The sequence below is a fragment of the Bradyrhizobium sp. Crot121 genome (genome assembly GCF_059512385.1).
The window spans coordinates 40,137-62,815 of sequence record NZ_JCAMOR010000004.1 but is presented as its reverse complement, the minus strand read 5'-3'; the positions used below and the strand labels follow the sequence as shown (position 1 = coordinate 62,815).

Genomic DNA, 22,679 nt, shown 5'->3' with positions numbered 1-22,679 from the left:
GACGCGGTCAAATGGCCGCGTCAATCTTGCCAATCGGGGCTACGCCCGATATCAGTGCGCACGCTTTCCGGCTAAGTTGCCGAACGGTTCGCCGCAATAGCTCAGTTGGTAGAGCACGTCATTCGTAATGACGGGGTCGGGGGTTCGAGTCCCTCTTGCGGCACCATCGCTCAAAAGTGATTCCTGCGACGAACTCAGCGGTAAGCGTCTGGCGCGCGCGAGCCCTTTCGAACTTAAGCCGTCCCCAAAAACGTGGATGGCCGGGACGAGCCCGGCCATGACGACGATACGCTATTCGATCGGCTACTGCTGCGACACCGTCTGCACCACGCTTGAGAGCGGACGCGCGCTCACGGCCGGGACCTTCATGTCCTTGACCATGAGGGCGTCGTATTCGGGCAGGGTTTCCAGCGGCTCCTTCGCCTTCATCTGGACCACCTTGTAGCCGCCGGCCTTCAGGCGACGCAGCAGCGTCGGCAGGGCTTGCGCGGTGTGCTTCTGCAGGTCGTGCATCAGGATGATGCCTTTGCCCTGCTTGTCCAGCTTGGTCATGACGGTCTGGATCACCTGGTCAGGCGAGCTGGACTTGAAGTCCAGGGAATCGACGTCGACGGAGAACATCGCGATGTTCCGGGAGCCGAGATAGCCGAGCGTCGCCTGGGTATGGGCGAGCGCGGGGAAGCGGAAGAACGGCGAGGGCGCGGCCCCGAGCGCCATCTTCACGGCGCTGAATCCCTTCTCGATCTCATCCTTGGCCTGCTGCTCAGTCAGCTTCTTGCTGTCGAGATGCGCGTGTGACCAGGTGTGCGAGCCGATGGTGTGGCCGGCGGCGGCGACCTGTTTCAGGATCTCCGGGTGATAGGTGGTATGCAGGCCGATCGGGAAGAACAGCCCCTTGGTGCATTCGTCCGCGAGCGCCTTCAGCACCGCCGGCGTGGTCGGCCACGGGCCGTCGTCGAAGGTCAGCACGACCTCCTTGTCGGTCAGGAAGTCGAACTGCTTGTACTGCAGGAAGCCGAAGCCCGGGCCGCCGGTGGTGTCGATGACGACCGTGCGGCTGACGCCGAGCGCATCGGGATTGGTGCAGGTCGATTTCGCCTGCATCGGGGCCGGCGCGGCAGCAGGGGCGGGCGCCGGCGCGGCAGCCGCCTGTTTCGACACCGTGGCGGTGGTCTCGACATCGTCCTTGGCGGCCGATTTCGCGGCGGCTGGCGGCAGCGAATCCGCCGGCCGGGCGGCGACGGTTTGCGGCGGCGCCGCATCGGCCCGCGGCGCGGCAGTCCAGAACCACACTCCGGCGATCACGACCGCCGCAACAACAACGGCCAGCATCAGGCCTATCGGATTACGCATCGCTACTCTCTTGGGAAACTCGGGGCTCGCTCGTAACGATCCATTAGTGCCAACGAGGTCTTAACGCGATCCCAACGCGCTTGCCTTTGCCGAAGAAAATTAGGCCGTTGTTCTGCGTGATGGTCATCACAGACGCTTGCGGCGATGCAGCACAGCGTCTTTGCAGGCTCGTCCGTTCGGCCGGAACCGAGTCGCGGGTGCCGTCGTTTGAACCTTTCTTCGAGGTGCGTGAACAATATAGCACCCCGTTGTCCTGCCTATTGCCAATATGAAGGCTGGAGAAATGACCAGATTGCTGTTCGTCATTCCGCTGCTTCTGGTGGCGTCCGCGGCCTCGGCGCAGCAGCAGCAGGGGCGGGAAGCTTGCACACGCGACGCGTCGCGGTTCTGCCGGGCGTATCTCGACAAGGGCGATGATGCTGTGCTGGCCTGCCTGAAAGAGCACCGCGGTCGCCTCACCAGGGCCTGCCAGCAGACGCTGACCGCGCACGGGCAGTAACGGCTCCTGTCATTCCGGGGTTCGCGTCTTCGACGCGCCCCGAAATGACGGCAAGGGGTCAGGTGCTGCTGCCGGCCGCCGTCGCGACGACGGGCAATACTTCGGTGGCTCCGGGGTCGGGCGTCTCGTCCTTCCAGCGCACCGAGCCGAACGGGCGCTCCAGCATGCGGCGCACCCGGATCGGTTCGGGACCGAGATGGAAGGCGATCGCCTTCAGATGCAATTCGCGCTCGGACTGGGTGGCGCGGTTGCGCTGGCGCAGGTAATCGAGCCAGGTCGGGCAGTGATAGCGCTCGGTCCACAATTCGGGATCGGCGATGTCGCGCGCGATCGACCAGCCATAGGCGCCGTTGCGCTGCCGGCTGAGCTGCACCTCCAGCATCACGTTGTGGAAGGCGCGCGCGCTCTCTTGTGCGACGCGGTACTCGATCTCGACCACCAGCGGCCCGCTGCGCGGCGTGAGCGGCATGCGGACCTCGGGATCCGCGAGCATCTCGGTGGCGTCCTCATTGCGGGCGCCGACCGGTGGCATCCTGAGCCATAGTCCCAGCAGTGGCGACAGCAGCATCAAGGCGGCGGAGACCAGGAGCGCGAGCTCGACGCCGGCGGCATCGGTGAGCCGGCCCCAGCCCCAGCTACCGATCGCGATTCCACCGGCGATCGCGGCCTGAAACGCCGCCAGCGAGCGGCCGGCGACCCAGCGCGGCGCCGAGAGCTGCACGCCGATATTGAACAGCGCGATCGCCATCATCCAGACCGCGCCGGCCAGCACCAGCGCCGCGGCGGTCACCACCGCCAGCTTGCTGATCGCAACCGCGGCGATCGCGCCCGCCATCGAGATCGCGCAGACGCGCACCGCCGCCTCGCCGCTCATCCGCTTGCGCACCTCCCCGATATTGAGGGCGCCGAGCACCGCGCCCATGCCGAAGGCGCCGAGCATGATGCCGTAGGTCTGGGCGCCGCCATGCAAGAGGTCGCGCGCCACCAGCGGCATCAGCGCGGAGACCGAGCCGCCGATGATGCCGGTGACCAGCGTGCGCGTCAGCACGATCTTGATCGACGGCGAATGATTGATGTAGCGCATGCCCGAGACGATGGCGCGGTTGAGCCGCTCGCGCGGCAGCCGCGACGGCTCGCTGACGCGGTCCCAGAGGAACAGCACGATCAGGAGCGGCAGATAGAACAGGGCGTTGAGCGCAAAGGCCGCTACCGCGCCCGCGGCTGCGACCACGATGCCGCCGATCGCCGGCCCGAAACTGCGGGCGATGTTGTAGCTGATGCCGTTCAGCGCCACCGCGGCGGGCAGTGTTTCGGGCGGCACCTGCTCGTTGACCGAGGACTGCCAGGCCGGTCCGAACAGCGCCATGCCGCTGCCGACGATGAAACAGAGCGCGAGCAGGATATTCGGCGTCACCAGGTCGAGCCAGGCCAGCGCGGTCAGAACCGTGGCGCCGACCAGCGCGATCAGAAGCGACACCATCGCCACGACCCGGCGGTCGTGCATGTCGGCGATGGCGCCGGCCGGCATCGAGATCAGCATGACCGGCAGCATTAGGGCGGTCTGCACCAGCGCCACCTTGTCGGCCGCAGATGTCATCTGCGTCATCGCCCAGGCGGCGCCGACCCCCTGGATCAGGATCCCGAGGTTCGAGAGCAGGCTCGCCAGCCAGATGCGCCGGAACACTGAATGCCGAAGCGGCGCCAAGATGCCGTCGGAGGCAGGGCTCGGGCGTCGCGGCGATGCTGTCATGGTGGTTCCGTGGTCCTCTGTTGGTTGGCTGGCTGATTCCGGCCGCCGAGTGATGCCCGTCAAACGCCCGCATTGTCCAGTCGTCATGCTGTCATTTCCGTTCCGCAAAAACACGGCTTGGGAGCGAGGAGCGGTCGGCGAGGTAACAAATGCGCGTGTTCGGCGAACTCTCCCCGAGAACGCTGTTTTACGTCTTCATCACCCCCGGATGGAGAGCGTAGACTGGGTGGATCGAGACTGGAGCGAGCACCATGAGCATGGCCGAAGTCTACGAGCTGCCGCTTGCGCGAAACCGGCTGGTGCCGCCGGCTCCGCCACGGGCGCCCGACGATTTGTCCGCCTTCAGGCGCATGACGCTGATCAGCCGCAGCCCGATCGCAAGCTGGAGCCAGCGCGCCTATGAGGAGGAGATCGTCCGCGGCCGCTTCTTCGGCCGCAGCAGCTTCATCCTCAACACGCCCGATGCGATCAGGCATGTGCTGGTCGACAATTACGAGACTTATACGCGCACGCCGGCCGCCTTCCGGGTGTTGCGCCCGATGCTTGGCGAAGGTCTTCTGATCGCCGAGGGCCGTGCCTGGAAACATCAGCGCCGCACGCTCGCACCGGCCTTCACGCCGCGCGCGATCACGACGCTGGTGCCGCACATGGTGGCCGTGACCGACGAGACCATCGCAAAGCTCAGGGCCGCGAGCCATGGTCCGGTGGACCTTCGCGAGACGATGCAGCGGATGACGCTCGAGATCGCCGGCCGCACCATGTTCTCGTTCGGCATGGATCGCCATGGCGGCATCTTGCGCGATTTCGTCATGGAATATGGCGAGCGATTGGCGCGGCCGCGCTTCCTCGACATGCTGCTGCCTTTGAGCTGGCCGAGCCCGCAGGATTTTGCGCGCGCCCGCTTCCGCAAGCGCTGGACCGCGTTCGTTGCCATGCTGATGGCGGAGCGCCGCGCCGCCGGCAAGACCAGCGATGCGCCGCCGCGCGATCTGTTCGATCTGATGGTTGCGGCGCGCGACCCCGAGACCGGCCAAGCCTTCACCGAAGTACAGCTCGGCGACGAGATCGCGACCATGATCCTGGCCGGCCATGAGACGACCGCGACCGCGCTGTTCTGGGCGCTCTATCTGCTTTCGCTCGATCCGCCGACGCAGGAGGAGCTTGCCGCCGAGGTGAAGGCGGTCGCCGCAAGCGGTGGACTCGAGATCGAGCGGTTGAAATTCACCCGCGCCGTCATCGACGAGACCATGCGGCTCTATCCGCCGGCCTTCCTGATCGCGCGCGCCGCAGCGGGGGCGGATACGATCGCTGGCATGCCCGTGAAGAAGCATGACGTGGTGATGATCGCGCCATGGCTGCTGCACCGGCATGAGAAGCTCTGGCACGATCCGGCGGCATTCGTGCCGTCGCGTTTCATGACCGGCACGCCGCCCGATCGCTTTGCCTATCTGCCGTTCGGTGTCGGCGCACGGGTCTGCATCGGCGCGCATTTCGCGCTTGTCGAGGCGACGCTGGCGCTGGCGAAGCTGATCGGCGCCTTCCGTATCTCGCTGGTCGACAGGCAGCCGGTGATGCCGGTCGGGGTGGTGACGACCCAGCCTGACCGGTCGCCGATGTTCACGATCAAGCCGAGATAGCCAGACCTTGCGTTTCGGCGCGGGTCATCTCATCTAAGGTTGCGCCATGAGCGATACCCAGGCCCAATTTGCTGTGTTGAAACAAACGGCCGATCCGGCCGTCGTCGACGAAATCGCGCGGCTGATCGCCGATGGTGATGATCGCGATCTCAACCGCATCAACGCTTTGGACTTCGCCGGGCGTACCGGGCTCGACGAGGAAAAGGTCATTTCCGGTTTCCTCCACTCGTCACGGCTCGGCCTGTTCGACATGAGCTGGAACGTGCTCTGTCCCGGCTGCGGCGGGGTGCTCGATGCGCACTCGACGCTCAAATCGCTGCGTCACGACGATTACAATTGTGCGCTCTGCGCCGCCGGCTACGAGGCTTCGGTCGACGAAATGGTCGAGGTCGCCTTCACCGTCAGCCCGCGAGTCCGCCGCATCGGCGCGCACGATCCCAACACGCTGCCGCTCTGGGACTATGTGCGGCAGATGTTCTGGAGTTCGGGTGTCGACATCAACGACGAATCGTTTTCGCGCCTGATCAACGAAGCGACGCTCGAAGCGCTGGAACTGCCCGCCGGCGAGAAGGCGATCCTGTCGCTGAACTTGCCCAGCCAGTACGTCATCGTGTTTGAGCCGGTGACGCATTCGGCCCACTTCCTTGACATTCAGGGCGAGCCGACCACCGATCGCCAGCAGCTTTCAGTCGTCTACAACAAGCTGCAGGCGCCGACCGGCACGACGGTGCTGCGGCCAGGGCCATTGCGACTTTCGCTGGAAAACCAGGCCGGCGTCCGCGTGCTGCCATCGGTCTGGGTTGCCGGCGACGCGCTGCACCAGATGCTGGGCAGGCGCAAGCCGATCCTCACGGCGAAGCGGATGCTGAGCAATCAGACCTTCCGCGACGTCTTCAAGGCCGACAACCTCAACGTCGACCAGCGATTGAAGATCACCTCGCTGACTTTTTTGTTCACGGATCTCAAGGGCTCGACCGCGCTTTATGAGCGGGTCGGCGACCTCGCCGCTTTCGATCTCGTGCGTGCGCATTTCCATGCGCTACTCGAGATCATCGCGTCCGAGCACGGCGCCGTGGTGAAGACCATTGGCGATGCCGTCATGGCGACCTTCATCAAGCCTGAACATGCGCTCGCCGCCGGCCTACGCATGCGCGCAGCGATGAAGAAGCTCAACGACGAGCGCGGCAAAGAGGACCTGATCGTCAAGATCGGGATTCACGAAGGTCCTTGCCTCGCGGTGATGCTGAACGAGCGGCAGGATTATTTCGGCCAGACCGTCAACATCGCCGCGCGTGTTCAGAGCCTGTCGACCCAGCAGGAAATTCATATCACTGCGCCGGTGATCGATTCGCCGGAAGTGCTCTCCATTCTGAGGAATGCGGAGATCCGGCCGATCCAGAAGGAAGCGGCACTGCGTGGTATCGCCGACAAGATGGTGGTGTACGAGATACCGTGATCCGCTGGCCTCAACCATCATTGCGAGCGAAGCGAAGCAATCCATCTCACCACTTGCGGAGGCATGGATTGCTTCGCTCCGCTCGCAATGACGGCGAAATGGGCCTCATCGACGCCCAGATTGCCTAAACGTAATGCAGGCCGCAGAACCGGCGCGATTGCGCGGGTCGGGTTTCCACGCCATATAGGTCCCGTACCCTGTCGATCGATAGAGGCGTTGATGCTTGACGGACTTCGCCAGTTCATTGCCGATATTGTGTCGCCCGACGCGCAGGCGGATCGGGCATTCGATGACAATGATTATCGTCTTGCCGCCACTGCGCTGCTCGTCCACGTCGTCTCGATCGACGGCGAGCCGAGCGCGAACGAGAAGCGCAAACTGCACAGCCTGATCGAAAGCCGCTTTGGACTCGATCGTGGCACCGCGGACAAATTGATCGCGTCCGCAACTCGGATCGAAGGCGAAGCGGTCGATCTCTACCATTTCACGAGCGTCATCATGCGGCAGGTCAACGAAGAGGGGCGCCTGCGCATCGTCGAGATGATGTGGGAGTTGGTTTTTGCCGATGGCCAGGTCAGCGAGTTCGAGGACAACGTGGTGTGGCGAGCGGCGGATCTCCTGGGTGTGTCCTCGCGTGATCGCATCGATCTCAAGCGCCGCGTAGGCGAAAAGCAGGCGAGCCTGCCCCGGGGGCCCTGGGGTGTTGCCGACGCGGCAATCTGACACTGCGTTCGCGGGCTGTTCGCTTCCCGCCGTGCAGATGACGAAACTTTAATGTACATCGCGCAACCGGCCGGTTTGCGCGCTAAGCCTCAAAATGATGCATTCCGATCGCGAAGGCGGCCAGCGCTGCATGCGGATATGCCCGCGGGTGGCTTGCGCCGGACCACAAGCCTATGCTCTCGTTCGGCCGTTCGTAACGGGCCCTGTGATTCATTAAGAGCATTCGATCGTGACCGAGTGTGTGACGCTGATTACCGGTGCATCGGCGGGTATAGGCGCCGAGCTGGCGCGTGTTTTCGCATCCAACGGTCATCGTGTGGCGTTGGTGGCGCGCCGCGCCGATCGCCTCACGGCGCTCGCCAGTGAAATCGCTGGCAAGGGTGGTGCAGCGCCGATCGTGATTCCGTGCGACCTCGAGCAGCCAGATGCCGGCGACAAGATCGCCGCCGCGCTGGCCGAGGCCGGCGTCGAGGTCGAATATGTCGTCAACAATGCCGGCTTCGGCGTGTTCGGCTACGCGAACAAGCGCGACCGGGCCGACCAGCTCAACATCATCAACGTCAACATCCGCGCGCTGACCGATCTGTCGCTGCGATTTGCCGATTCGCTGATCCGCCATCGCGGCGGCATCCTCAATGTCGGTTCGATCGCGGGCTTCCTGCCGGGGCCGGGCATGGCGGTCTATTACGCTTCCAAGGCCTATGTGCTGTCGTTCACGGAGGCGCTGCGCAAGGAGCTCGAGCCGCACGGCGTTCGTGTCACCCTGGTCTGTCCGGGGCCGGTGCCGACGGAATTCCAGGCCCGCGCCGGCTTCGCACCGGGATTTGATTCCGCGATCCTCAACGTCTCGGCGGCGGAGGTCGCGCGGCAGGCCTATGGTGGCTTGATGGCGAACAAGCGCGCGGTGCTGCCCGGCCTCTTCATCAAGGTGGTGCCACTGCTGCTCCGATTTTTCCCGCGGTCATTCATCCTGACGGCGGTCGGCGGTTTCCAGCTACGTCGGCGCTGACGCAAACCAAAGGGCTCCAATCTGGCCCGCGATTTGCTTTAAAATTTTCGATGAGTTGGCGTGAACTCACCCGAAATTAAGAATCGCTTAGGCATGCTGCCAGCTTGCTGCATGCCGCTTGAGGTCGATGTCGTCACGGTCTGAAACAGCCAATGCCGTGCTGCCTTTCCCCGGCGGAAGGCGCGCGGCCGTCACCCCAACCGGGCCTGACTCCCTGCTGCCGGTCCTGATCGTCCTGCACCAGGAGACTTCCAAGCCCGGCCGCGTCGGCAACGCCTTGCGTGCGCTCGGCCATCCCCTGGATATCCGCCGCCCGCGGTTTGGCGATGCGCTTCCCGCAACGCTGGACGAGCACGCGGGCGCCATCATCTTCGGCGGCCCGATGAGCGCCAATGATGGCGATGATTTTGTGCGGGGGGAGATCGACTGGATCGAGATTCCGCTGCGCGAGCAACGGCCGTTTCTCGGCATTTGCTTGGGGGCTCAGATGCTCGCCAGGCAGCTCGGCGCCAGCGTCGCGCCGCATCCGGAAGGCCGCGCCGAGATCGGCTATTATCCGATCCGCCCGACCGAAGCAGGCCGCGCGCTTTGCCCCTATTGGCCGCAGCAGGTCTACCACTGGCACCGCGAGGGATTCGAATTGCCTGACGGCGCCGAGCTTCTTGCCGAGGGCGGCGACTTTCCGGTGCAGGCGTTCAGATACGGACACGCCTTCGGCTTGCAGTTCCATCCTGATGTCACCTACGCGATGATGCATTGCTGGACCACGCGCGGCGGCGACCGCCTGGATTCGCCCGGCGCCCGCCCACGCCATCAGCATTTCGCCGACCGCGCCGTCTACGACGCGGTCGAACGGGCGTGGCTGAAGCATTTCATCGACGACTGGCTGGCGCGCGAGCCGATGGCGGTGATGTCGGAGGCGGCGGAGTAGGGGGGCGTGGGGTAACGGCGCGAACGCGGTATTGGTTGGCAGGTTAGCTTGTGGAGAAAAAGCCCGTCGTCGCCCTTCGGGCTATGCCGGGCACCACGCTTCACCCCTCGGGCTCTGCGCGGCTGCGCCACGCGTAGCCCGAAGGGCGAAGCGTGGTGGAGCCAGGCGGGATCGAACCGCCGACCTCATCATTGCGAACGATGCGCTCTCCCAGCTGAGCTATGGCCCCGTCCAGACCGGTCCGTGCTGAGCAGTGCGGCCGGCAATCGGCGCCATTTACCGTCCCGCCCAAGCCCAAGTCAAGAACAGTAAACGCCCGGTTTTTGGCCACGTTGATCCGGAAGTTCCCTTGTTTGTGCAGGGGCGAACCGATATTTAGCTCGTTGTCCCACCCGCGAGCCCCCACCACATGCGCGCCATCCTCGACATCGTCATCATTGTCCTTGACCTCTATGTCTGGCTCCTGATCGCCGCTGCGATCCTGTCATGGCTGGTCGCGTTCAATGTCGTGAACACGCGCAACCAGTTCGTATCAGCGGTGGCCGAGTTCCTGTACCGGATCACGGAACCTGTGCTGGCGCCGATCCGGAAGATCATGCCTAATCTGGGCGGGCTCGATATCTCGCCGATCATCGTCATTCTGCTCATCATGTTCATCGAGCGGGTGATCATGTACTACGTCTATCCCAACGTGATCTGAGCGCCCTTCGGCCGGTGACCGATCCTTGGCAGATCTCCCTTGGCGCTATTCCACCGGTGGCATCAGCGTCGCACTCCGCGTGACGCCCCGCGGCGGCCGCGACGACATCGATGGGATCGAGACGCTGTCCGACGGCCGTAATGTGCTGAAGGTCCGGGTCCGCGCCATTGCCGACGGCGGCGAGGCCAATCGGGCGGTAATGGGCCTGCTTGCCAAGGCGCTGGGCGTGCCCAAGGGGCGGGTGAAGATCCTCTCGGGCGCCACCTCGCGGCTCAAACAGGTGGCGATCGAAGGCGATCCACGGCAGCTCGGTGACACCTTGCGCCAACTGACTGCACCCAACGCGAAGGATTGAGATGACGGCTCACATCATCGACGGAAAAGCCATTGCAGCCGACCTCCGCGCACGCGTCGCGGAGGAGGTTGCCCGCGTCAAGCGCGAACACGGGCTGGTGCCGGGGCTGGCTGTGGTCCTGGTCGGCAACGATCCCGCGAGCGAAGTCTATGTCCGCAGCAAGCACACGCAGACCCAGGCCGCCGGCATGGCCTCGTTCGAGCACAAGCTGCCGGCCGATGTCGCACAGGCCGATCTGCTGGCGCTGATCGGCAAGCTCAACCGCGACCCGGCGGTGCACGGCATCCTGGTGCAACTGCCGCTGCCGAAATCCATTCACACCGAAACCATCATCAATGCCATCGATCCGGCCAAGGATGTCGATGGCCTGCATCCGAACAATGCCGGGCGGCTGGCTGGCGGCTTCGCCGCGCTGTCGCCCTGCACGCCGCTCGGCTGCATCATCCTGACCAAGAGCGTGCATCCCTCGCTCGACGGCATGAATGCGCTGGTGATTGGCCGCTCCAACCTGGTCGGCCGGCCGCTGGTGCAGTTGCTGTTGAACGAAAATGCGACGGTGACGATCGCGCATTCGCGCTCGCGCGACCTGCCGAAGCTCGCCGCTAGCGCCGACCTGCTCTATGCGGCGGTCGGCAGGCCCGAGATGGTGCGCGGCGACTGGATCAAGCCGGGCGCGACCGTGATCGACGTCGGCATCAACCGCATCCCCGTAGAGGGCGGCAAGCCGCGTCTGGTCGGCGATGTCGCCTATCAGGAGGCGCTGAGCGTCGCCGGCGCGATTACGCCGGTGCCGGGCGGCGTCGGGCAGATGACGGTGGCCTGCCTGTTGGTGAATACGCTCCGCGCCGCTTGCGCGATCGCCGGCCTGCCAGCGCCGGGGGTTTAGGTAAATGCCGTCATTCCGGGGCGCGCGCAGCGCGAGCCCGGAATCCATTTATCCGCCAGCGCATGCGGCTCGATCGATTCTCTGATGTGCAATTGCACATCATAGCTCGCGCTCCGCGCGCCCCGGAATGACGGTGGTGGTCACCCCGCGCTGTTCTCGATGAATCGCCGATAGAACCGGATCATGTCGGCGTAGCCCTCGATGCTGAGGCGCTCATTGGTGCCGTGGAAGCGCTTCAGGTCGTCGCTGTTGGCGCGCACCGGGGAGAAACGGAAGATGTTGTCGGCGATCCCGGCATAGTGCCGCGAATCGGTTGCGGCGATCATCAGGCCGGGCGCGACGATGACATCAGGATAGATCTCGCGGATGGTGCGGTTGAGCGTCCGGTAGGACACGCTGGCCGTGCCGGTCACCGGTGGCGGATCGGTATTGCCGGGAAACGGCTTGATCGAGATGCGATCGTTGCCGACGGTGGAGCTGACGTGATCAGTCACGCTTGCCTGGGTGTCGCCGGGAAGCAGCCGGAAGTTGACGGTGGCCTCGGCGCGGCCGGGCAGCACATTGTCCTTGTCGCCGGCATTGAAGATGGTGAGCGCGGTGGTGGTGCGGACCATCGCTTCTGTCGGTCCGGTCTTCTCGAACTCGCGCAACAGCAGCGGCTTGAACAGCCAGAGATTCGACAGGATCACGCGGTTGACGCCGTTCATCTCGGGCGCCAGCGTGTCGAACATCTCCGACACCGTGGCGCGGATTTGCATCGGCAGGCGGTGATCCTCAAGCTTGACCAGCGCCGCGCTCATCATGCCGATCGCGGTCTCGCGCGGCGGCATTGAGGAGTGGCCGGGCGTCGCCTGCGCCGACAGCACCAGCGTGGCATAGCCTTTTTCGGCGACGCCGATCAGGGCAGCTTGCCTGGTAAGCCCCTTCATGATGCCGTCGGTGATCAACAGGCCTTCGTCGAGCACGAAGTCGAGCTTGATCCCGCGCGAGGCGAGCGTCGCGGCGATCGCCTTGGCGCCGCGCGTGCCCGCGACCTCCTCATCGTGGCCGAAGGCGAAATAGATCGTCCGCTTCGGCTGAAAGCCGGCTTTTGCGAGCGCCTCGGCGGCCTCCAGCATCGCATAGAGGTTACCCTTGTCGTCCCAGGAGCCGCGGCCCCAGATGAATCCGTCGGCGATCACGCCGTCATAGGGCGGCTGCTGCCAGTCCTTGTCGGTGCCCGGCGCGACCGGCACCACGTCCTGATGCGCGAGCAGGGCGATCGGCTGTGCCCGCGGGTCGCTGCCTTCCCAGGTATAGAGCAGGCTCAGGCCGGCGATGACCTCGCGCTTGGCGGCGGCATGAAACGCCGGGAAGCTTTTCTCGATATGGGCCTGCATGCCGCGCAACGCCGGGGCATGCTGTTCGGGCTTTTCGAAGCTCGAGATGGTCCTGAAGCGGATTGCCTCGGCCAGCCGGGAGGCGGCGGTTTCCGCATCAACGGCCGCGCGCGGGATGGCCGCGACCTGGAGCTGCCGCGAGCCGCGGCTGAAGACATTGAAGGCGAGCACACCGGCAAGGACGAGCGCCGCTGCAACCAGGAGCAGCACGGCCTTGCCGATGATCTTGATGAGCCGGCGCAATCGTTCCCCCTCGACATTCCCATGCCCCGGAGGCGCCACACCGCGCGTTCGGGATCAGGTGTTACTTCTTCGCCCGTGCGATCCCTTCGGTGATCAGCCTGCGCGCTTCTTCGGCATCGCCCCAGTGCAGCACCTTCACCCACTTGTTCTTTTCGAGATCCTTGTAGTGCTCGAAGAAATGCTGGATCTGGTCCAGCGTGATCTGGGGAAGGTCGCTGTAGTTCTTCACCTTGTCGTAGCGCTGGGTGAGCTTCGAGGAGGGGACCGCGAGGATCTTTTCGTCACCGCCGGCTTCGTCTTCCATCAGGAGCACGCCGACCGGGCGCACGCTCATCACCGCGCCGGGCACGATGGCGCGGGTGTTGACGATCAGGACGTCGCAGGGGTCGCCGTCGTCGGACAGTGTGTGCGGGATGAAGCCGTAATTGCCGGGATAGCGCATCGGCGTATAGAGGAAACGGTCGACCACTAGCGTGCCGGCTTCCTTGTCCATTTCATATTTGATCGGCTCGCCGCCGACCGGCACTTCGATGATGACGTTGACGTCATGCGGCGGATTCACTCCGATCGATACCGCATCAATACGCATAGAGAACTCCGTGATTGCCAACGCGGGTGCGCCGGGCAGGACCAGTGATTGCTGCTGTCATACGCGGGCTGGGCCCGCCCATCCATCTAACTTTCGAGGAAAAATGATGGATTTTTGGGCTATTGGTTGACGCGCGCCCGTAGCGCCGTCCCGGAGACGCTCGCAGCCTCAGTTGGTCCAGGCAAAAGCGACCTTGTCGAGCGATTTCGGCCCGAACCTTTCGGAGGAGCGCGCCACCATGCGGCCGCCGAGCGCGCGATAAAACTCCGTGGCCGGGTCGTTATCCGACAGCGCCCAGACCACCATGCTCTTCAGCCCGCTCTGCGCGAGGTCGCGGCGGGCGGCGTTGAACAGGCGGCGGCCGAAGCCGAGGCCCTGGAATTCCGGCCGCAGATAGAGCTCGTAGATCTCGCCTTCGAAGTGCAGGCTGCGGGCGCGGTTACGACCGTAATTGGCGTAGCCTGCGATCTTGTCCCCGAACACCAGCACGCTGACGCGGCTGCCCTTGCGAATCGCGCTGTCCCACCAGTGCGGACCGCGCCGGTTGATCAGCTTTTCCAGTTCGGCGCCGGGGATGATGCCCTGATAGGCTGAACGCCAGGCTTCGTCATGCGTAGCCGCCACCGCGGCTGCATCCGCAACCTTGGCCGGCCGGACCTCTATCAGGGTTGTGCTCATGATCCAATCAAAGCAAGTCGGCGCGCCGCCTTCAAGCTCTATCGTTAATTATCGGTTAACCTGTGGATTTTTTGCATCAGTTTTCGAACGACTTGTACCGAAAGAGGACAGTGCGAACTTCAATCGGCCAGTTCGTGATGCGGGGCAGGCCGGCGTCACGCCGGTGACATATGGTCAGCAAGCGTGTCGTGAAAAACTGCGCCGGGTTGATTCGCGAGACCGTCTTTCGGCGAATCCGGTTTCCCCAGCATGGTCGCGTCAGGCCAAGAATGCATTCACTTAAAGTGATTTTCGCGCTGCTTGTTGCCGCGGCGCTCGGCTCCGAAGCAGCTCTGGCGCAACCCGTCCTAGGGGCGCAGGGCGGGGAGGGCGAGCCGAGCCGGCGGCAGCAATGGCTGGTGCCGTCGCCCGACCCCGCGCGGCCGGCGCGCGCCTTGCTGTTTCGCCCACCGGGCGCAGGGCCATTTCCGCCTGTCTTGATCGCACATGCCACGACGCAGAACGTGCTGCGTCGGGCACAGATGCCCCAGCCCGAATACCGCGCGCTGGCCGGCTCGATGGTCGCACGCGGTTTTGCCGTGCTGGTGCCGGAGCGGCTCGGCCATGGCGCAACAGGCGGAACATACCTGGAAGACCAGGGCGGCTGCGACGAGGCGAATTATTCACGCGCGGCTCGGGCTACCGCCGGGCAGATCAGGCTCGCACTCGATTACCTCAGCGATCAGCCTTTCATCCGGAAGGATCACGCTGTCGTCATCGGCCATTCCGCCGGCGGCTGGGGTGCGCTGGCGCTTGCCGCCGAGAGCCCAAATGGCATCTTGGCGATCATCGCCTTCGCGCCGGGGCGCGGCGGCCGCGCCAATGATTTTCCGGACCAGGTTTGCGCGCCGCACACCCTGCTCGCTTCGGCGGCCGAGTTCGGCCGAGGGGCGAAAGTGCCGGTGACATGGTTCGTTGCCGCCAATGACAGTTATTTTTCGCCGGCGCTGTCGCGGCAGCTCGCCGATGCCTTTCGCGAGGCCGGCGGGCGGGTGGATTTTCACGTGCTGCCGGCCTATGGCGGCGAAGGCCATTGGCTGCCCGAAAGCGAGAATGGCGTTAAGCTCGCCGCGGCAGACATCGATCGCGCGCTGAGAGCGCGGCGTGCCGCTCGGGCTAAACCATGACGCTCGCTTCGTCGTCGCGCAAGAATGCGTCAACTGGAAACAGAATGCGACTCTGGCCGGACGATGACGTGATCCTCTATGACGGCGTCTGCATCTTCTGCTCGCGCTGGGTCCGCTTCGTCGTCGCGCGCGACGCGGACCGCCGCTTCCGCTTCACGCCAGTCCAATCGGGCTATGGCACGCGGCTGGCGCGGGCATTCGGCATCGATCCTGCTGATCCTGACACCAACGCCGTCGTGCATGGCGGTGTCGCCTATTTCAAATCCGACGCCGCGCTCACGGTGCTGAGCCACCTGCCGGGCTGGCGCTGGACCCGAGCACTGTTCGCGGTGCCGAAGCCGCTGCGCGACGCCGTCTACAATCTCGTGGCACGCAATCGCTATCGCATTTTCGGCAAATACGAGACTTGCTTTGTGCCGGATGCTGAGATGCGGACGCGGGTGATTGAATGATGGGTTTCGCTGCGCTCTACCCATCCTACGACTGTCGTCCGTGCGAAAGCAGCGACCCATAACCACAGCCTCGTAGCCCGGGTGGAGCGCCAGCGTAACCCCGGGCCGCTCGCAAGGCGGATAGAGATGTCCCGTGTTGCGTGGAGCCTGTCATCGGGCGCGCGTTCACGCGACCCGTTGGCTCCACCCGGGCTACGCTGCTCGCGATGACTGGAAAGCGGTTAGCGCTTCGCCTTTGAAGCCAGCACTTCCTGTGCCGCGCGCTCGCCGGAGTCGCGCGCGCCATGTGCGGTGGAGAAGAAGTTCGGCGAGGTCGCTTCACCCGCGAAGAACAATCGTCCATCGACGGGCGCGGCCAGCACGGCACGTTTGCCGGCATGGCCGGGGAGCGCGTGCGAATAGGCGCCGCGGGCGAAGGGGTCGTGCGCCCAGCGGGATTCCGCAAGCGGCGTCAGCTTGCGCCGGATGTCGCTACCGAGAAAGCCCGCGATTTCGTCGATGCTGTGCGCGGCAAAGGCGCCGTCGCCGGCATCTTCCAGCTCTTTTGCGAACCGGCCGCCGAAAAAGCCCTCGATGCAGGGCTGGCCGAACGGACGGATGTGATAGGTGCCCATTTCGGTGCGCATGGTGGCGCCGCGCAAATTGCCTTCCTTCGGAAATGCCTCCGCATCGGCGAGCGCCAGCACCACCTTATCGTCGACGCCGAGCGGCAGTCCGCGCGCGGCGTCGACTTTTGACGGCAGCGCGGGCGAGAAGCGGATCGCTTCATCCGCGATCAAATTGGTCGGCACGGTCACGATCACATGGTCGGCCGCAAGGGTGCCCAGCGACGTTTCGAGGCGCAGGCGTTTTCCGGAATGGTCGATCAGCGTGACATTGCAATTGAGCGCGACGGGACATGAGGCACCATAGGCGGCGACCAGCGCGCCATAGCCGCGCCGCACGCGCCAATTGATGTTGGTGTCCTCATAAGCCTCCATGTCAAGAATCGAGACCTGGTCGAGCTCGCAGCCGTTCACATAGGTGGAGATCGCATCGATCATCGGATTCCAGCGATTACCCGGCTCGAGATAACGGTTCGCGGGCGCGTCCTCGCCCCTTTGCGCGGCCTTCCAAGCGCGCTCGTAGAATTCATCGAGCGAACGCATGAAATCGTCGCGATCGGCTTGCGGGAACGCCTTGCCATAGGCGCGCTCGCGCCAGGGCGGCAAGGTCTTGTTGATCTCGAAATTCAGTTGTTCGGCGACGGCGACGAAACTGTTCTTGTCCGCCGAATGCAGCCAGCCGCAGCCGACGTCGAACACCACATCGGGCGCGGCCTGCACCGTATGCGCCCGCCCGCCGAGGCGGTCGCGCGCTTCCAGCACTATCACCGACAGGCCGGAATCCTTCAGCGCATTGGCTGCGCCAAGGCCGGCTGCGCCAGCGCCGATGATGGCGACGTCGACTGAGGAGGGGAGGGACATCGGGTCGTCCACTTCATCGTCATGCCGGCGCAAAAGCGCGAAGCGCGTCTTCGCGCAGATGTCCCGGGCATCCAGCTCTTGGTTCCCAGTATCGAAGACGTGGATGGCCGGGACAAGCCCGGCCATGACGGTTCCCTTGTGGAGCGAGAGGTTAAGCCACCGCTTCCTTGGCCTTTTCGGCGCGCTTGCGGTCGTTTGGATCGAGGTGCTTCTTGCGCAGCCGGATCGACTTCGGCGTCACTTCGACGAGCTCGTCGTCCTCGATATAGGCCAGCGCCTTTTCCAGGGTCATCCGGATCGGCGGGGTCAGGCGCACCGCTTCGTCCTTGGAGGTGGTGCGGATGTTGGTGAGCTGCTTGCCCTTCAGCACATTGATCTCGAGATCGTTGTCGCGGGTGTGCTCGCCGACGATCATGCCCTTGTAGACCTTCCAGCCCGGCTCGATCATCATTGGGCCGCGATCCTCCAGCTTGAACATGGCATAGGCGACGGCCTCGCCCTGATCGTTGGAAATCAGGACGCCATTGCGACGGCCCTGGATCTCGCCCTTGTAGGGCGCATAGCCGTGGAACAGGCGGTTCATGATCGCGGTGCCGCGGGTGTCGGTGAGCAGTTCACCCTGATACCCGATCAAGCCGCGGGTCGGCGCGTAGAACACGAGCCGGAGCCGGTTGCCGCCGGACGGGCGCATCTCGATCATCTCGGCCTTGCGCTCGCTCATCTTCTGCACGACGACGCCGGAATGCTCCTCGTCGACGTCGATCACGACTTCCTCGATCGGCTCCAGCGCCTGGCCCGTGGCCTCGTCCTTCTTGAACACGACGCGCGGACGCGACACCGAGAGCTCAAAACCTTCGCGGCGCATGGTCTCGATCAGGATCGCGAGCTGCAATTCGCCACGGCCGGAGACTTCCATCGAGTCTTTATCGGCGGCTTCGATGACGCGCAGCGCGACATTGCCTTCAGCCTCGCGCATCAGGCGATCGCGGATCATGCGGCTCGTCACCTTGTCGCCCTCGGTGCCTGCGAGTGGGGAGTTGTTGACGATGAAGGACATCGACACCGTCGGCGGATCGATCGGCTGCGCGAGCAGCGGCGTCTCGACGGTGGGATCGCAGAACGTATCGGCGACGGTGCCCTTGGTGAGGCCGGCAATGGCGACGATGTCGCCGGCTTCAGCTTCATCGAGCGGTGTGCGCTCGATTCCGCGGAACGCCAGGATCTTTGACACGCGTCCCTGCTCGACCAGCTTGCCTTCCGCATTTAGCACCTTCACAGCCTGGTTCGGCTTGACGATGCCGGAGGTGATGCGGCCGGTGATGATACGCCCCAGATAGGGATTGGCCTCGAGGATGGTGCCGATCATGCGGAACGGGCCTTCCTCGACCTTCGGCGGCGCGACGTGCCGCACGATCAGATCGAACAGCGGCTGCATGCCTGCTTCCTTTGGGCCTTCCGGGCTCTCCGCCATCCAGCCCTGCTTGGCCGAGCCGTACAGGATCGGGAAATCGAGCTGCTCCTCGCTGGCATCGAGCGCCGCGAACAGATCGAACACTTCGTTGATGACTTCCGTCGGTCGCGCGTCGGGGCGGTCGACCTTGTTGATGACGACGATCGGCTTCAAGCCGACCTTGAGCGCCTTGGAGACCACGAACTTGGTCTGCGGCAGCGGGCCTTCGGCGGCATCCACCAGCACCAGCGCACCGTCCACCATGTTGAGGATGCGCTCGACCTCGCCGCCGAAATCGGCGTGGCCGGGGGTATCGACGATGTTGATGCGGATGTCCTTCCACTGCACCGATGCGGCCTTGGCCAGGATGGTGATCCCGCGCTCGCGCTCGAGATCATTGGAGTCCATGGCGCGTTCGGCGACCTTCTGATTCTCGCGGAACGTACCGGATTGCTGCAGCAGGCGGTCCACCAGGGTGGTCTTGCCGTGGTCGACGTGGGCGATGATGGCGACGTTACGAAGATTCATGGCTCTGCTTTTCAGTCGTGCACAGGTCTTGAGCGATCTCGCCGGAAAGCCGGGATCGATCTTTGGTAACTACGGCCCCTCCGGGTCCGGATCACACTCAAGCCTTTGAAATCTCGCGGGGCGCGGCTCGCCTCAAAAAGCAAGCCCGGCCAAAAGGGACCGGGCAAAGCTTGCGCGTTTGCGGCGCAATATAGTCAGAAACCGCCAAAAAACAATGCGTTGTTTGCCGGGTACCCGCCGTTTTTGGAACCCTTTGGCACCTCCCCGCGAGCGGGAGAGGGGGCGCACCGTGGCCGGGGATGCAATTCAGCCTGATTTCATGATGCCTATCCGGCTTCCTCTTCCTTGCTCGGATAGACCCCACGGAGCACCTCCTCAAAGTGGTCCTTGACGGCCTCGTTGCACAGGCAGGAGCGGAGGCGCAAGACGTCGTGGTTGCGGACCAGGATCGCGCCGCGGCGCGTCTCCAGCACGCCTTCGGCCTTGAAGGACTGAATCACGCGGCTGGCATAGCTACGGCCCACCCCCAGCAGGGTGGCGAGCTGCTCATGCGTGAGCGGCACAGCGCCATCGCCATTGGTGCGCTCCATCGCCGAGATGATCCATTTGGCGGTGCGCTGCTCGATCGAGTGGATCGCGTTACAGGCCGTCGACTGAAAGATCTGCGCCAGCATGCAATCGGCGTAGCGCGCGAAGACGTTGCGGATCGAGGGCGATTTCAGCTTGGCCGCTTCCAGCCTGCCGACCGTCATCCGCGCGAACGGCCCGCCGAATTTGACGATGATGCGGGTATAGGCGGGAAGAGATCCCTGGCTGACGATGCCACCGACGGCACCCTCGCGGCCGACCAGAATGGTCTCGACGTCCCGGCCGTCCTCGTTGGTCACGAGGTAGGAGACGAGGCCGGGCCCGCAGGGAAAATACACGGTCTCGACGTCGTCGCCGGGGCTGTAAAGCAGGTCGTTGGCATTGGCCTCGGCGCGCGCGAGGTGCGGTGCGATCAGCCCATAATCGGCGTCGCTCAGACGGCGCAACAGGTTGTTGAAGGGCCGGTCGGCTCTGTCCGGTTGGCTGCGTTGTTGAAGCATCGGGTCTCCCCCTCACCAACCGCGACGATAGTCAACCCGTTCCTCCTGTTGTGTGCACAAGTGAACAGACGCCGGGACCGCAGTGTGGTGGTTTCAATGCGGGAACCGCCGGTGTGCTTCAGAGGCGCCGGCAGCGTGCCGACTGGCGGCTCATGTCCGGACCATCAGATCAATGCCTCAAAACAGGACCTGGCGCGCATATGATACCGGCCCTCTTCAGCCGCATGCCTTCCGACGTGTTGATCGTCGAGGACGACCCGATCATCGCCATCGATTTCGAGGACACGATCCTCGGCTTCGGGGTGAAGACGGTGCGGACAGCGACCAGCGTCGCGCGAGCACTTCAGATGATCGCCTATCGCCGGCCCGACTTCGCGCTGCTGGATGTCGTGCTGGCCCGCGAGAACACCTTTGCGCTCGCCGAGGAGCTCGACGCGCTACGGATCCCCTATCTCTTCGTCACCGGCTATGGCGCTGACGTCCAGCTTCCCGCTGCGCTGGCCGGCAAGCCGCGCCTGGTCAAGCCATGCTCGACCGAAGCGCTGGAAGCAGCGCTGCGAATGAGGGTTTCGGATTCGTAGCCCGGATGAAGCGCAGCGCAATCCGGGGTCCTGGGTTCGCGGATAGACCGTCCCGGATTGCGCTCCATCCGGGCTACGTCACGTCACTACGTTACGATGTTACACCGGCTTCGGGTCGAGCGTGGTCGACCACAGCGCGACGTCGGCGCGGTCGCGCAAGGTTACTGTCATCTGTCCGGTCGCGCCGTCGATCTTGACGTGGCCGAAGAACTGCATGCCCGCCGATGGCGGCAGGTTCTGCTTGTCGGCTCCGGGCGCCTTGATGAACTTCACCTCGGGTCCAAACGTGTTGTCGAGCTCGTTGGGGCCGAAAGTGCCGGCATGCAGCGGGCCGGAGACGAATTCCCAGAACGGGTCGAAGTCCTGGAACTGCGCCTTGTTCGGATTGTAATAGTGCGCGGCGGCGTAGTGCACGTCGGCGGTCAGCCACACGGTGTTGACGATCCCGGCGGTCTTGATGAAACGCAGGATCTCGGCGATCTCGAGCTCGCGGCCGCGCGCCGGGCCGTCTCCTTGCGCGAACGCTTCGGAGCCCTTGCTGTTGGCCGCATCGTCATAGACGATGAGGCTGAGCGGCATGTCGGAGGCGATCACCTTCCAGGTGGCGCGCGAGTTGAGCAGTCCGCGCTTCAGCCAGGCGAGTTGGTCCGGGCCAAGGAAATAAGCATCGGGACCGTAGCTGGTCTGCTGGTTTGGCCCGTTGGGTCCGCGATAGCTGCGCTCGTCCAGCATGAATACGTCGAGATGCGGTCCGTAGCTGAGCGTGCGATAGACGCGTCCCGGCTCGACGATGCTTTCGCGCATCGGATACATCTCGTGGAAGGCGCGCGCCGCACGCGCCGCCAGCACGTTGATGTCGCGCTCCTTGTAGGCGGCAGGAAGCTGTTTCGACAGCGACCAGTTGTTGGTGACCTCGTGGTCGTCCCACTGCACGAAGATCGGCACCTCCGCATTGAAGCCGCGCACATGCTCGTCGAGCAGGTTGTACTTGTGCGCCGCGCGGTACTCGTCGAGCGTCTCGGCGACCTTGGCCTTCTCCGGGATGGTGAGGTTCTTCCAGAGCTTGCCGTCGGCGAGTTTCACCTCGGACGGAATGACGCCATCGGCATAGATGGTGTCGCCGGAATGCAGGAAGAAATCCGGCTTGTATTTGGCCATGGTGGCGAAGGTGAACATGCCGCCATCGTCGGGATTGATGCCCCAGCCCTGGCCGGCGACGTCGCCGCCCCAGACAAAGCTGACATCGCGCCGGTCGGCGGGCGCGGTACGGAAGCGGCCGGTTACGGGCTCGCCGAGGACGTTGACATGGGCGAGGTCGCGGAAGCGCACGCGGTAGAAGATGTCCTGGCCCGCGGGCAGGTTTTCCAGGAGCATCTTGGCGGTGAAATCGCTTTCGGGCAGGGCCGCGATCGGCGGCAGTGCGCGCGCGTCCTTGAAGGATTCGGTCGTCGCGACCTCGACCATCATTTGCGACGGCCGGTCGGCGCGCGCCCAGACCACGCCGCCGTCAACTCCGACGTCGCCGGACTGCACGCCATGGGTGACGGCCGGCCGGTCGGCGGCGCGGGAGAGGTGGGGCATCGCGATGACGCCGGCGCCGACAGCGGCTGAAGAGAGGAACTTTCGGCGGGAAATCCTGATCGTCATGGCAAGCCTCCGTCGGTCCGGCGCCGGATGCGCCGAAATGTCGCAACAGACCTAGAAGGATTCTATGACGAAGCGATTACGGCGGCCATCTCCACGTGATCGCAGAGAAATTG

Annotated in this window: 21 protein-coding genes and 2 tRNA genes; 13 read left to right on the top strand and 10 right to left on the bottom strand. The window is 64.4% G+C overall.

The annotated features are described in order from the left end of the window. Positions 1 to 90 precede the first annotated feature (90 nt). Positions 91 to 166 (top strand) — tRNA-Thr (locus tag AC5ZGW_RS06320). Positions 167 to 303: 137 nt separating this feature from the next. Here AC5ZGW_RS06320 and AC5ZGW_RS06315 read toward each other — a convergent pair. Continuing rightward, positions 304 to 1,353, bottom strand: coding sequence for a polysaccharide deacetylase family protein (locus AC5ZGW_RS06315; RefSeq protein WP_496113888.1), 1,050 nt, complete (start codon positions 1,351 to 1,353; stop codon positions 304 to 306). Positions 1,354 to 1,636: 283 nt separating this feature from the next. On the opposite strand from AC5ZGW_RS06315, the gene AC5ZGW_RS06310 reads away from it, so the two are divergent. Further along, positions 1,637 to 1,852, top strand: coding sequence for a hypothetical protein (locus AC5ZGW_RS06310; protein WP_130227354.1), 216 nt, complete (start codon positions 1,637 to 1,639; stop codon positions 1,850 to 1,852). Between the two features lie 58 nt (positions 1,853 to 1,910). Here the strand turns inward: AC5ZGW_RS06310 and AC5ZGW_RS06305 are convergent, their stop codons facing one another. Further along, positions 1,911 to 3,602 carry an MFS transporter gene (locus AC5ZGW_RS06305; protein ID WP_130227353.1) on the bottom strand — a complete coding sequence of 564 codons (1,692 nt, stop codon included), beginning with the start codon at positions 3,600 to 3,602 and terminating at the stop codon, positions 1,911 to 1,913. Positions 3,603 to 3,853: 251 nt separating this feature from the next. Here AC5ZGW_RS06305 and AC5ZGW_RS06300 point away from each other — a divergent pair, with 251 nt between their 5' ends. The 5 genes from AC5ZGW_RS06300 to AC5ZGW_RS06280 all read left to right on the top strand — a co-directional run bounded on the left by AC5ZGW_RS06300 (position 3,854) and on the right by AC5ZGW_RS06280 (position 9,358). Then, a complete protein-coding gene (locus tag AC5ZGW_RS06300; protein ID WP_496113887.1) occupies positions 3,854 to 5,239 on the top strand; it encodes a cytochrome P450 in 1,386 nt (461 codons plus the stop codon). 46 nt (positions 5,240 to 5,285) lie between these two features. Further along, entirely contained in the window at positions 5,286 to 6,695 is a 1,410-nt protein-coding gene (locus tag AC5ZGW_RS06295; RefSeq protein WP_130227352.1) for an adenylate/guanylate cyclase domain-containing protein, read from the top strand. Between the two features lie 219 nt (positions 6,696 to 6,914). Next, positions 6,915 to 7,418 carry a tellurite resistance TerB family protein gene (locus AC5ZGW_RS06290; RefSeq protein ID WP_028165197.1) on the top strand — a complete coding sequence of 168 codons (504 nt, stop codon included), beginning with the start codon at positions 6,915 to 6,917 and terminating at the stop codon, positions 7,416 to 7,418. Positions 7,419 to 7,647: 229 nt separating this feature from the next. Next, positions 7,648 to 8,427 carry an SDR family NAD(P)-dependent oxidoreductase gene (locus AC5ZGW_RS06285; RefSeq protein WP_130227351.1) on the top strand — a complete coding sequence of 260 codons (780 nt, stop codon included), beginning with the start codon at positions 7,648 to 7,650 and terminating at the stop codon, positions 8,425 to 8,427. A 127-nt stretch (positions 8,428 to 8,554) separates the two neighbouring features. Next, on the top strand, positions 8,555 to 9,358 hold the full coding sequence (locus AC5ZGW_RS06280) for a glutamine amidotransferase (RefSeq protein ID WP_130227350.1): 804 nt from the start codon (positions 8,555 to 8,557) through the stop codon (positions 9,356 to 9,358). Between the two features lie 153 nt (positions 9,359 to 9,511). Here the strand turns inward: AC5ZGW_RS06280 and AC5ZGW_RS06275 are convergent. Next, a tRNA-Ala gene (locus AC5ZGW_RS06275) sits at positions 9,512 to 9,587 on the bottom strand. Between the two features lie 180 nt (positions 9,588 to 9,767). On the opposite strand from AC5ZGW_RS06275, the gene AC5ZGW_RS06270 reads away from it, so the two are divergent. Genes AC5ZGW_RS06270 through AC5ZGW_RS06260 form a run of 3 tightly spaced genes read left to right on the top strand, consistent with a single transcriptional unit; the run spans position 9,768 to position 11,299 of the window. Next, complete coding sequence (locus AC5ZGW_RS06270) at positions 9,768 to 10,058, top strand: YggT family protein (protein WP_028165194.1); 291 nt, start codon at positions 9,768 to 9,770, stop codon at positions 10,056 to 10,058. 25 nt (positions 10,059 to 10,083) lie between these two features. Next, positions 10,084 to 10,413, top strand: coding sequence for a DUF167 domain-containing protein (locus AC5ZGW_RS06265; protein ID WP_130227349.1), 330 nt, complete (start codon positions 10,084 to 10,086; stop codon positions 10,411 to 10,413). Position 10,414: 1 nt separating this feature from the next. Next, positions 10,415 to 11,299, top strand: coding sequence for a bifunctional methylenetetrahydrofolate dehydrogenase/methenyltetrahydrofolate cyclohydrolase (locus tag AC5ZGW_RS06260; protein ID WP_130227348.1), 885 nt, complete (start codon positions 10,415 to 10,417; stop codon positions 11,297 to 11,299). Between the two features lie 140 nt (positions 11,300 to 11,439). On the opposite strand, the gene AC5ZGW_RS06255 is transcribed toward AC5ZGW_RS06260, so the two are convergent. The 3 genes from AC5ZGW_RS06255 to AC5ZGW_RS06245 all read right to left on the bottom strand — a co-directional run bounded on the left by AC5ZGW_RS06255 (position 11,440) and on the right by AC5ZGW_RS06245 (position 14,188). Beyond that, positions 11,440 to 12,921 (bottom strand): M20 family peptidase, encoded by a 1,482-nt coding sequence (locus AC5ZGW_RS06255; RefSeq protein ID WP_130227347.1) that lies wholly within the window; start codon positions 12,919 to 12,921, stop codon positions 11,440 to 11,442. 61 nt (positions 12,922 to 12,982) lie between these two features. Continuing rightward, complete coding sequence (ppa, locus tag AC5ZGW_RS06250; RefSeq protein WP_130227346.1) at positions 12,983 to 13,510, bottom strand: inorganic diphosphatase; 528 nt, start codon at positions 13,508 to 13,510, stop codon at positions 12,983 to 12,985. A 168-nt stretch (positions 13,511 to 13,678) separates the two neighbouring features. Beyond that, positions 13,679 to 14,188 (bottom strand): GNAT family N-acetyltransferase, encoded by a 510-nt coding sequence (locus AC5ZGW_RS06245; RefSeq protein ID WP_028165189.1) that lies wholly within the window; start codon positions 14,186 to 14,188, stop codon positions 13,679 to 13,681. Between the two features lie 269 nt (positions 14,189 to 14,457). On the opposite strand from AC5ZGW_RS06245, the gene AC5ZGW_RS06240 reads away from it, so the two are divergent. Together AC5ZGW_RS06240 and AC5ZGW_RS06235 are read left to right on the top strand one after the other, a co-directional pair. Continuing rightward, the gene (locus tag AC5ZGW_RS06240; RefSeq protein WP_130227345.1) at positions 14,458 to 15,354 is read left to right on the top strand and encodes a dienelactone hydrolase family protein; all 897 of its coding nucleotides are present in this window, start codon (positions 14,458 to 14,460) and stop codon (positions 15,352 to 15,354) included. A gap of 44 nt (positions 15,355 to 15,398) precedes the next feature. Beyond that, the gene (locus AC5ZGW_RS06235; RefSeq protein ID WP_130227344.1) at positions 15,399 to 15,806 is read left to right on the top strand and encodes a thiol-disulfide oxidoreductase DCC family protein; all 408 of its coding nucleotides are present in this window, start codon (positions 15,399 to 15,401) and stop codon (positions 15,804 to 15,806) included. Positions 15,807 to 16,027: 221 nt separating this feature from the next. Here AC5ZGW_RS06235 and AC5ZGW_RS06230 read toward each other — a convergent pair whose 3' ends face one another. The 3 genes from AC5ZGW_RS06230 to AC5ZGW_RS06220 form a co-directional block, all read right to left on the bottom strand. Beyond that, complete coding sequence (locus AC5ZGW_RS06230) at positions 16,028 to 17,272, bottom strand: flavin monoamine oxidase family protein (RefSeq protein ID WP_130227356.1); 1,245 nt, start codon at positions 17,270 to 17,272, stop codon at positions 16,028 to 16,030. A 151-nt stretch (positions 17,273 to 17,423) separates the two neighbouring features. After that, a complete protein-coding gene (gene typA, locus AC5ZGW_RS06225; protein ID WP_028165184.1) occupies positions 17,424 to 19,250 on the bottom strand; it encodes a translational GTPase TypA in 1,827 nt (608 codons plus the stop codon). 326 nt (positions 19,251 to 19,576) lie between these two features. Further along, a complete protein-coding gene (locus AC5ZGW_RS06220; protein ID WP_130227343.1) occupies positions 19,577 to 20,338 on the bottom strand; it encodes a Crp/Fnr family transcriptional regulator in 762 nt (253 codons plus the stop codon). A gap of 200 nt (positions 20,339 to 20,538) precedes the next feature. Here AC5ZGW_RS06220 and AC5ZGW_RS06215 point away from each other — a divergent pair, with 200 nt between their 5' ends. Beyond that, the gene (locus AC5ZGW_RS06215; protein WP_130227342.1) at positions 20,539 to 20,919 is read left to right on the top strand and encodes a response regulator; all 381 of its coding nucleotides are present in this window, start codon (positions 20,539 to 20,541) and stop codon (positions 20,917 to 20,919) included. A 99-nt stretch (positions 20,920 to 21,018) separates the two neighbouring features. Here the strand turns inward: AC5ZGW_RS06215 and AC5ZGW_RS06210 are convergent, their stop codons facing one another. Continuing rightward, the gene (locus tag AC5ZGW_RS06210; RefSeq protein WP_130227341.1) at positions 21,019 to 22,566 is read right to left on the bottom strand and encodes an alkaline phosphatase D family protein; all 1,548 of its coding nucleotides are present in this window, start codon (positions 22,564 to 22,566) and stop codon (positions 21,019 to 21,021) included. Positions 22,567 to 22,679: the final 113 nt, after the last annotated feature.

What these genes read in the sequence shown, in the direction of transcription:
- AC5ZGW_RS06295 (WP_130227352.1), top strand. Translation starts at nt 5,286, where the DNA reads ATGAGCGATACCCAGGCCCAATTTGCTGTGTTGAAACAAACGGCCGAT.
- AC5ZGW_RS06270 (WP_028165194.1), top strand. Translation starts at nt 9,768, where the DNA reads ATGCGCGCCATCCTCGACATCGTCATCATTGTCCTTGACCTCTATGTC.
- AC5ZGW_RS06260 (WP_130227348.1), top strand. Translation starts at nt 10,415, where the DNA reads ATGACGGCTCACATCATCGACGGAAAAGCCATTGCAGCCGACCTCCGC.
- AC5ZGW_RS06290 (WP_028165197.1), top strand. Translation starts at nt 6,915, where the DNA reads ATGCTTGACGGACTTCGCCAGTTCATTGCCGATATTGTGTCGCCCGAC.
- AC5ZGW_RS06310 (WP_130227354.1), top strand. Translation starts at nt 1,637, where the DNA reads ATGACCAGATTGCTGTTCGTCATTCCGCTGCTTCTGGTGGCGTCCGCG.
- AC5ZGW_RS06220 (WP_130227343.1), bottom strand. Translation starts at nt 20,338, where the DNA reads ATGCTTCAACAACGCAGCCAACCGGACAGAGCCGACCGGCCCTTCAAC.
- AC5ZGW_RS06235 (WP_130227344.1), top strand. Translation starts at nt 15,399, where the DNA reads ATGCGACTCTGGCCGGACGATGACGTGATCCTCTATGACGGCGTCTGC.
- AC5ZGW_RS06300 (WP_496113887.1), top strand. Translation starts at nt 3,854, where the DNA reads ATGAGCATGGCCGAAGTCTACGAGCTGCCGCTTGCGCGAAACCGGCTG.
- AC5ZGW_RS06245 (WP_028165189.1), bottom strand. Translation starts at nt 14,188, where the DNA reads ATGAGCACAACCCTGATAGAGGTCCGGCCGGCCAAGGTTGCGGATGCA.
- AC5ZGW_RS06215 (WP_130227342.1), top strand. Translation starts at nt 20,539, where the DNA reads ATGATACCGGCCCTCTTCAGCCGCATGCCTTCCGACGTGTTGATCGTC.
- AC5ZGW_RS06280 (WP_130227350.1), top strand. Translation starts at nt 8,555, where the DNA reads ATGTCGTCACGGTCTGAAACAGCCAATGCCGTGCTGCCTTTCCCCGGC.
- ppa (WP_130227346.1), bottom strand. Translation starts at nt 13,510, where the DNA reads ATGCGTATTGATGCGGTATCGATCGGAGTGAATCCGCCGCATGACGTC.
- AC5ZGW_RS06240 (WP_130227345.1), top strand. Translation starts at nt 14,458, where the DNA reads ATGCATTCACTTAAAGTGATTTTCGCGCTGCTTGTTGCCGCGGCGCTC.
- AC5ZGW_RS06230 (WP_130227356.1), bottom strand. Translation starts at nt 17,272, where the DNA reads ATGTCCCTCCCCTCCTCAGTCGACGTCGCCATCATCGGCGCTGGCGCA.
- typA (WP_028165184.1), bottom strand. Translation starts at nt 19,250, where the DNA reads ATGAATCTTCGTAACGTCGCCATCATCGCCCACGTCGACCACGGCAAG.
- AC5ZGW_RS06315 (WP_496113888.1), bottom strand. Translation starts at nt 1,353, where the DNA reads ATGCGTAATCCGATAGGCCTGATGCTGGCCGTTGTTGTTGCGGCGGTC.
- AC5ZGW_RS06305 (WP_130227353.1), bottom strand. Translation starts at nt 3,602, where the DNA reads ATGACAGCATCGCCGCGACGCCCGAGCCCTGCCTCCGACGGCATCTTG.
- AC5ZGW_RS06210 (WP_130227341.1), bottom strand. Translation starts at nt 22,566, where the DNA reads ATGACGATCAGGATTTCCCGCCGAAAGTTCCTCTCTTCAGCCGCTGTC.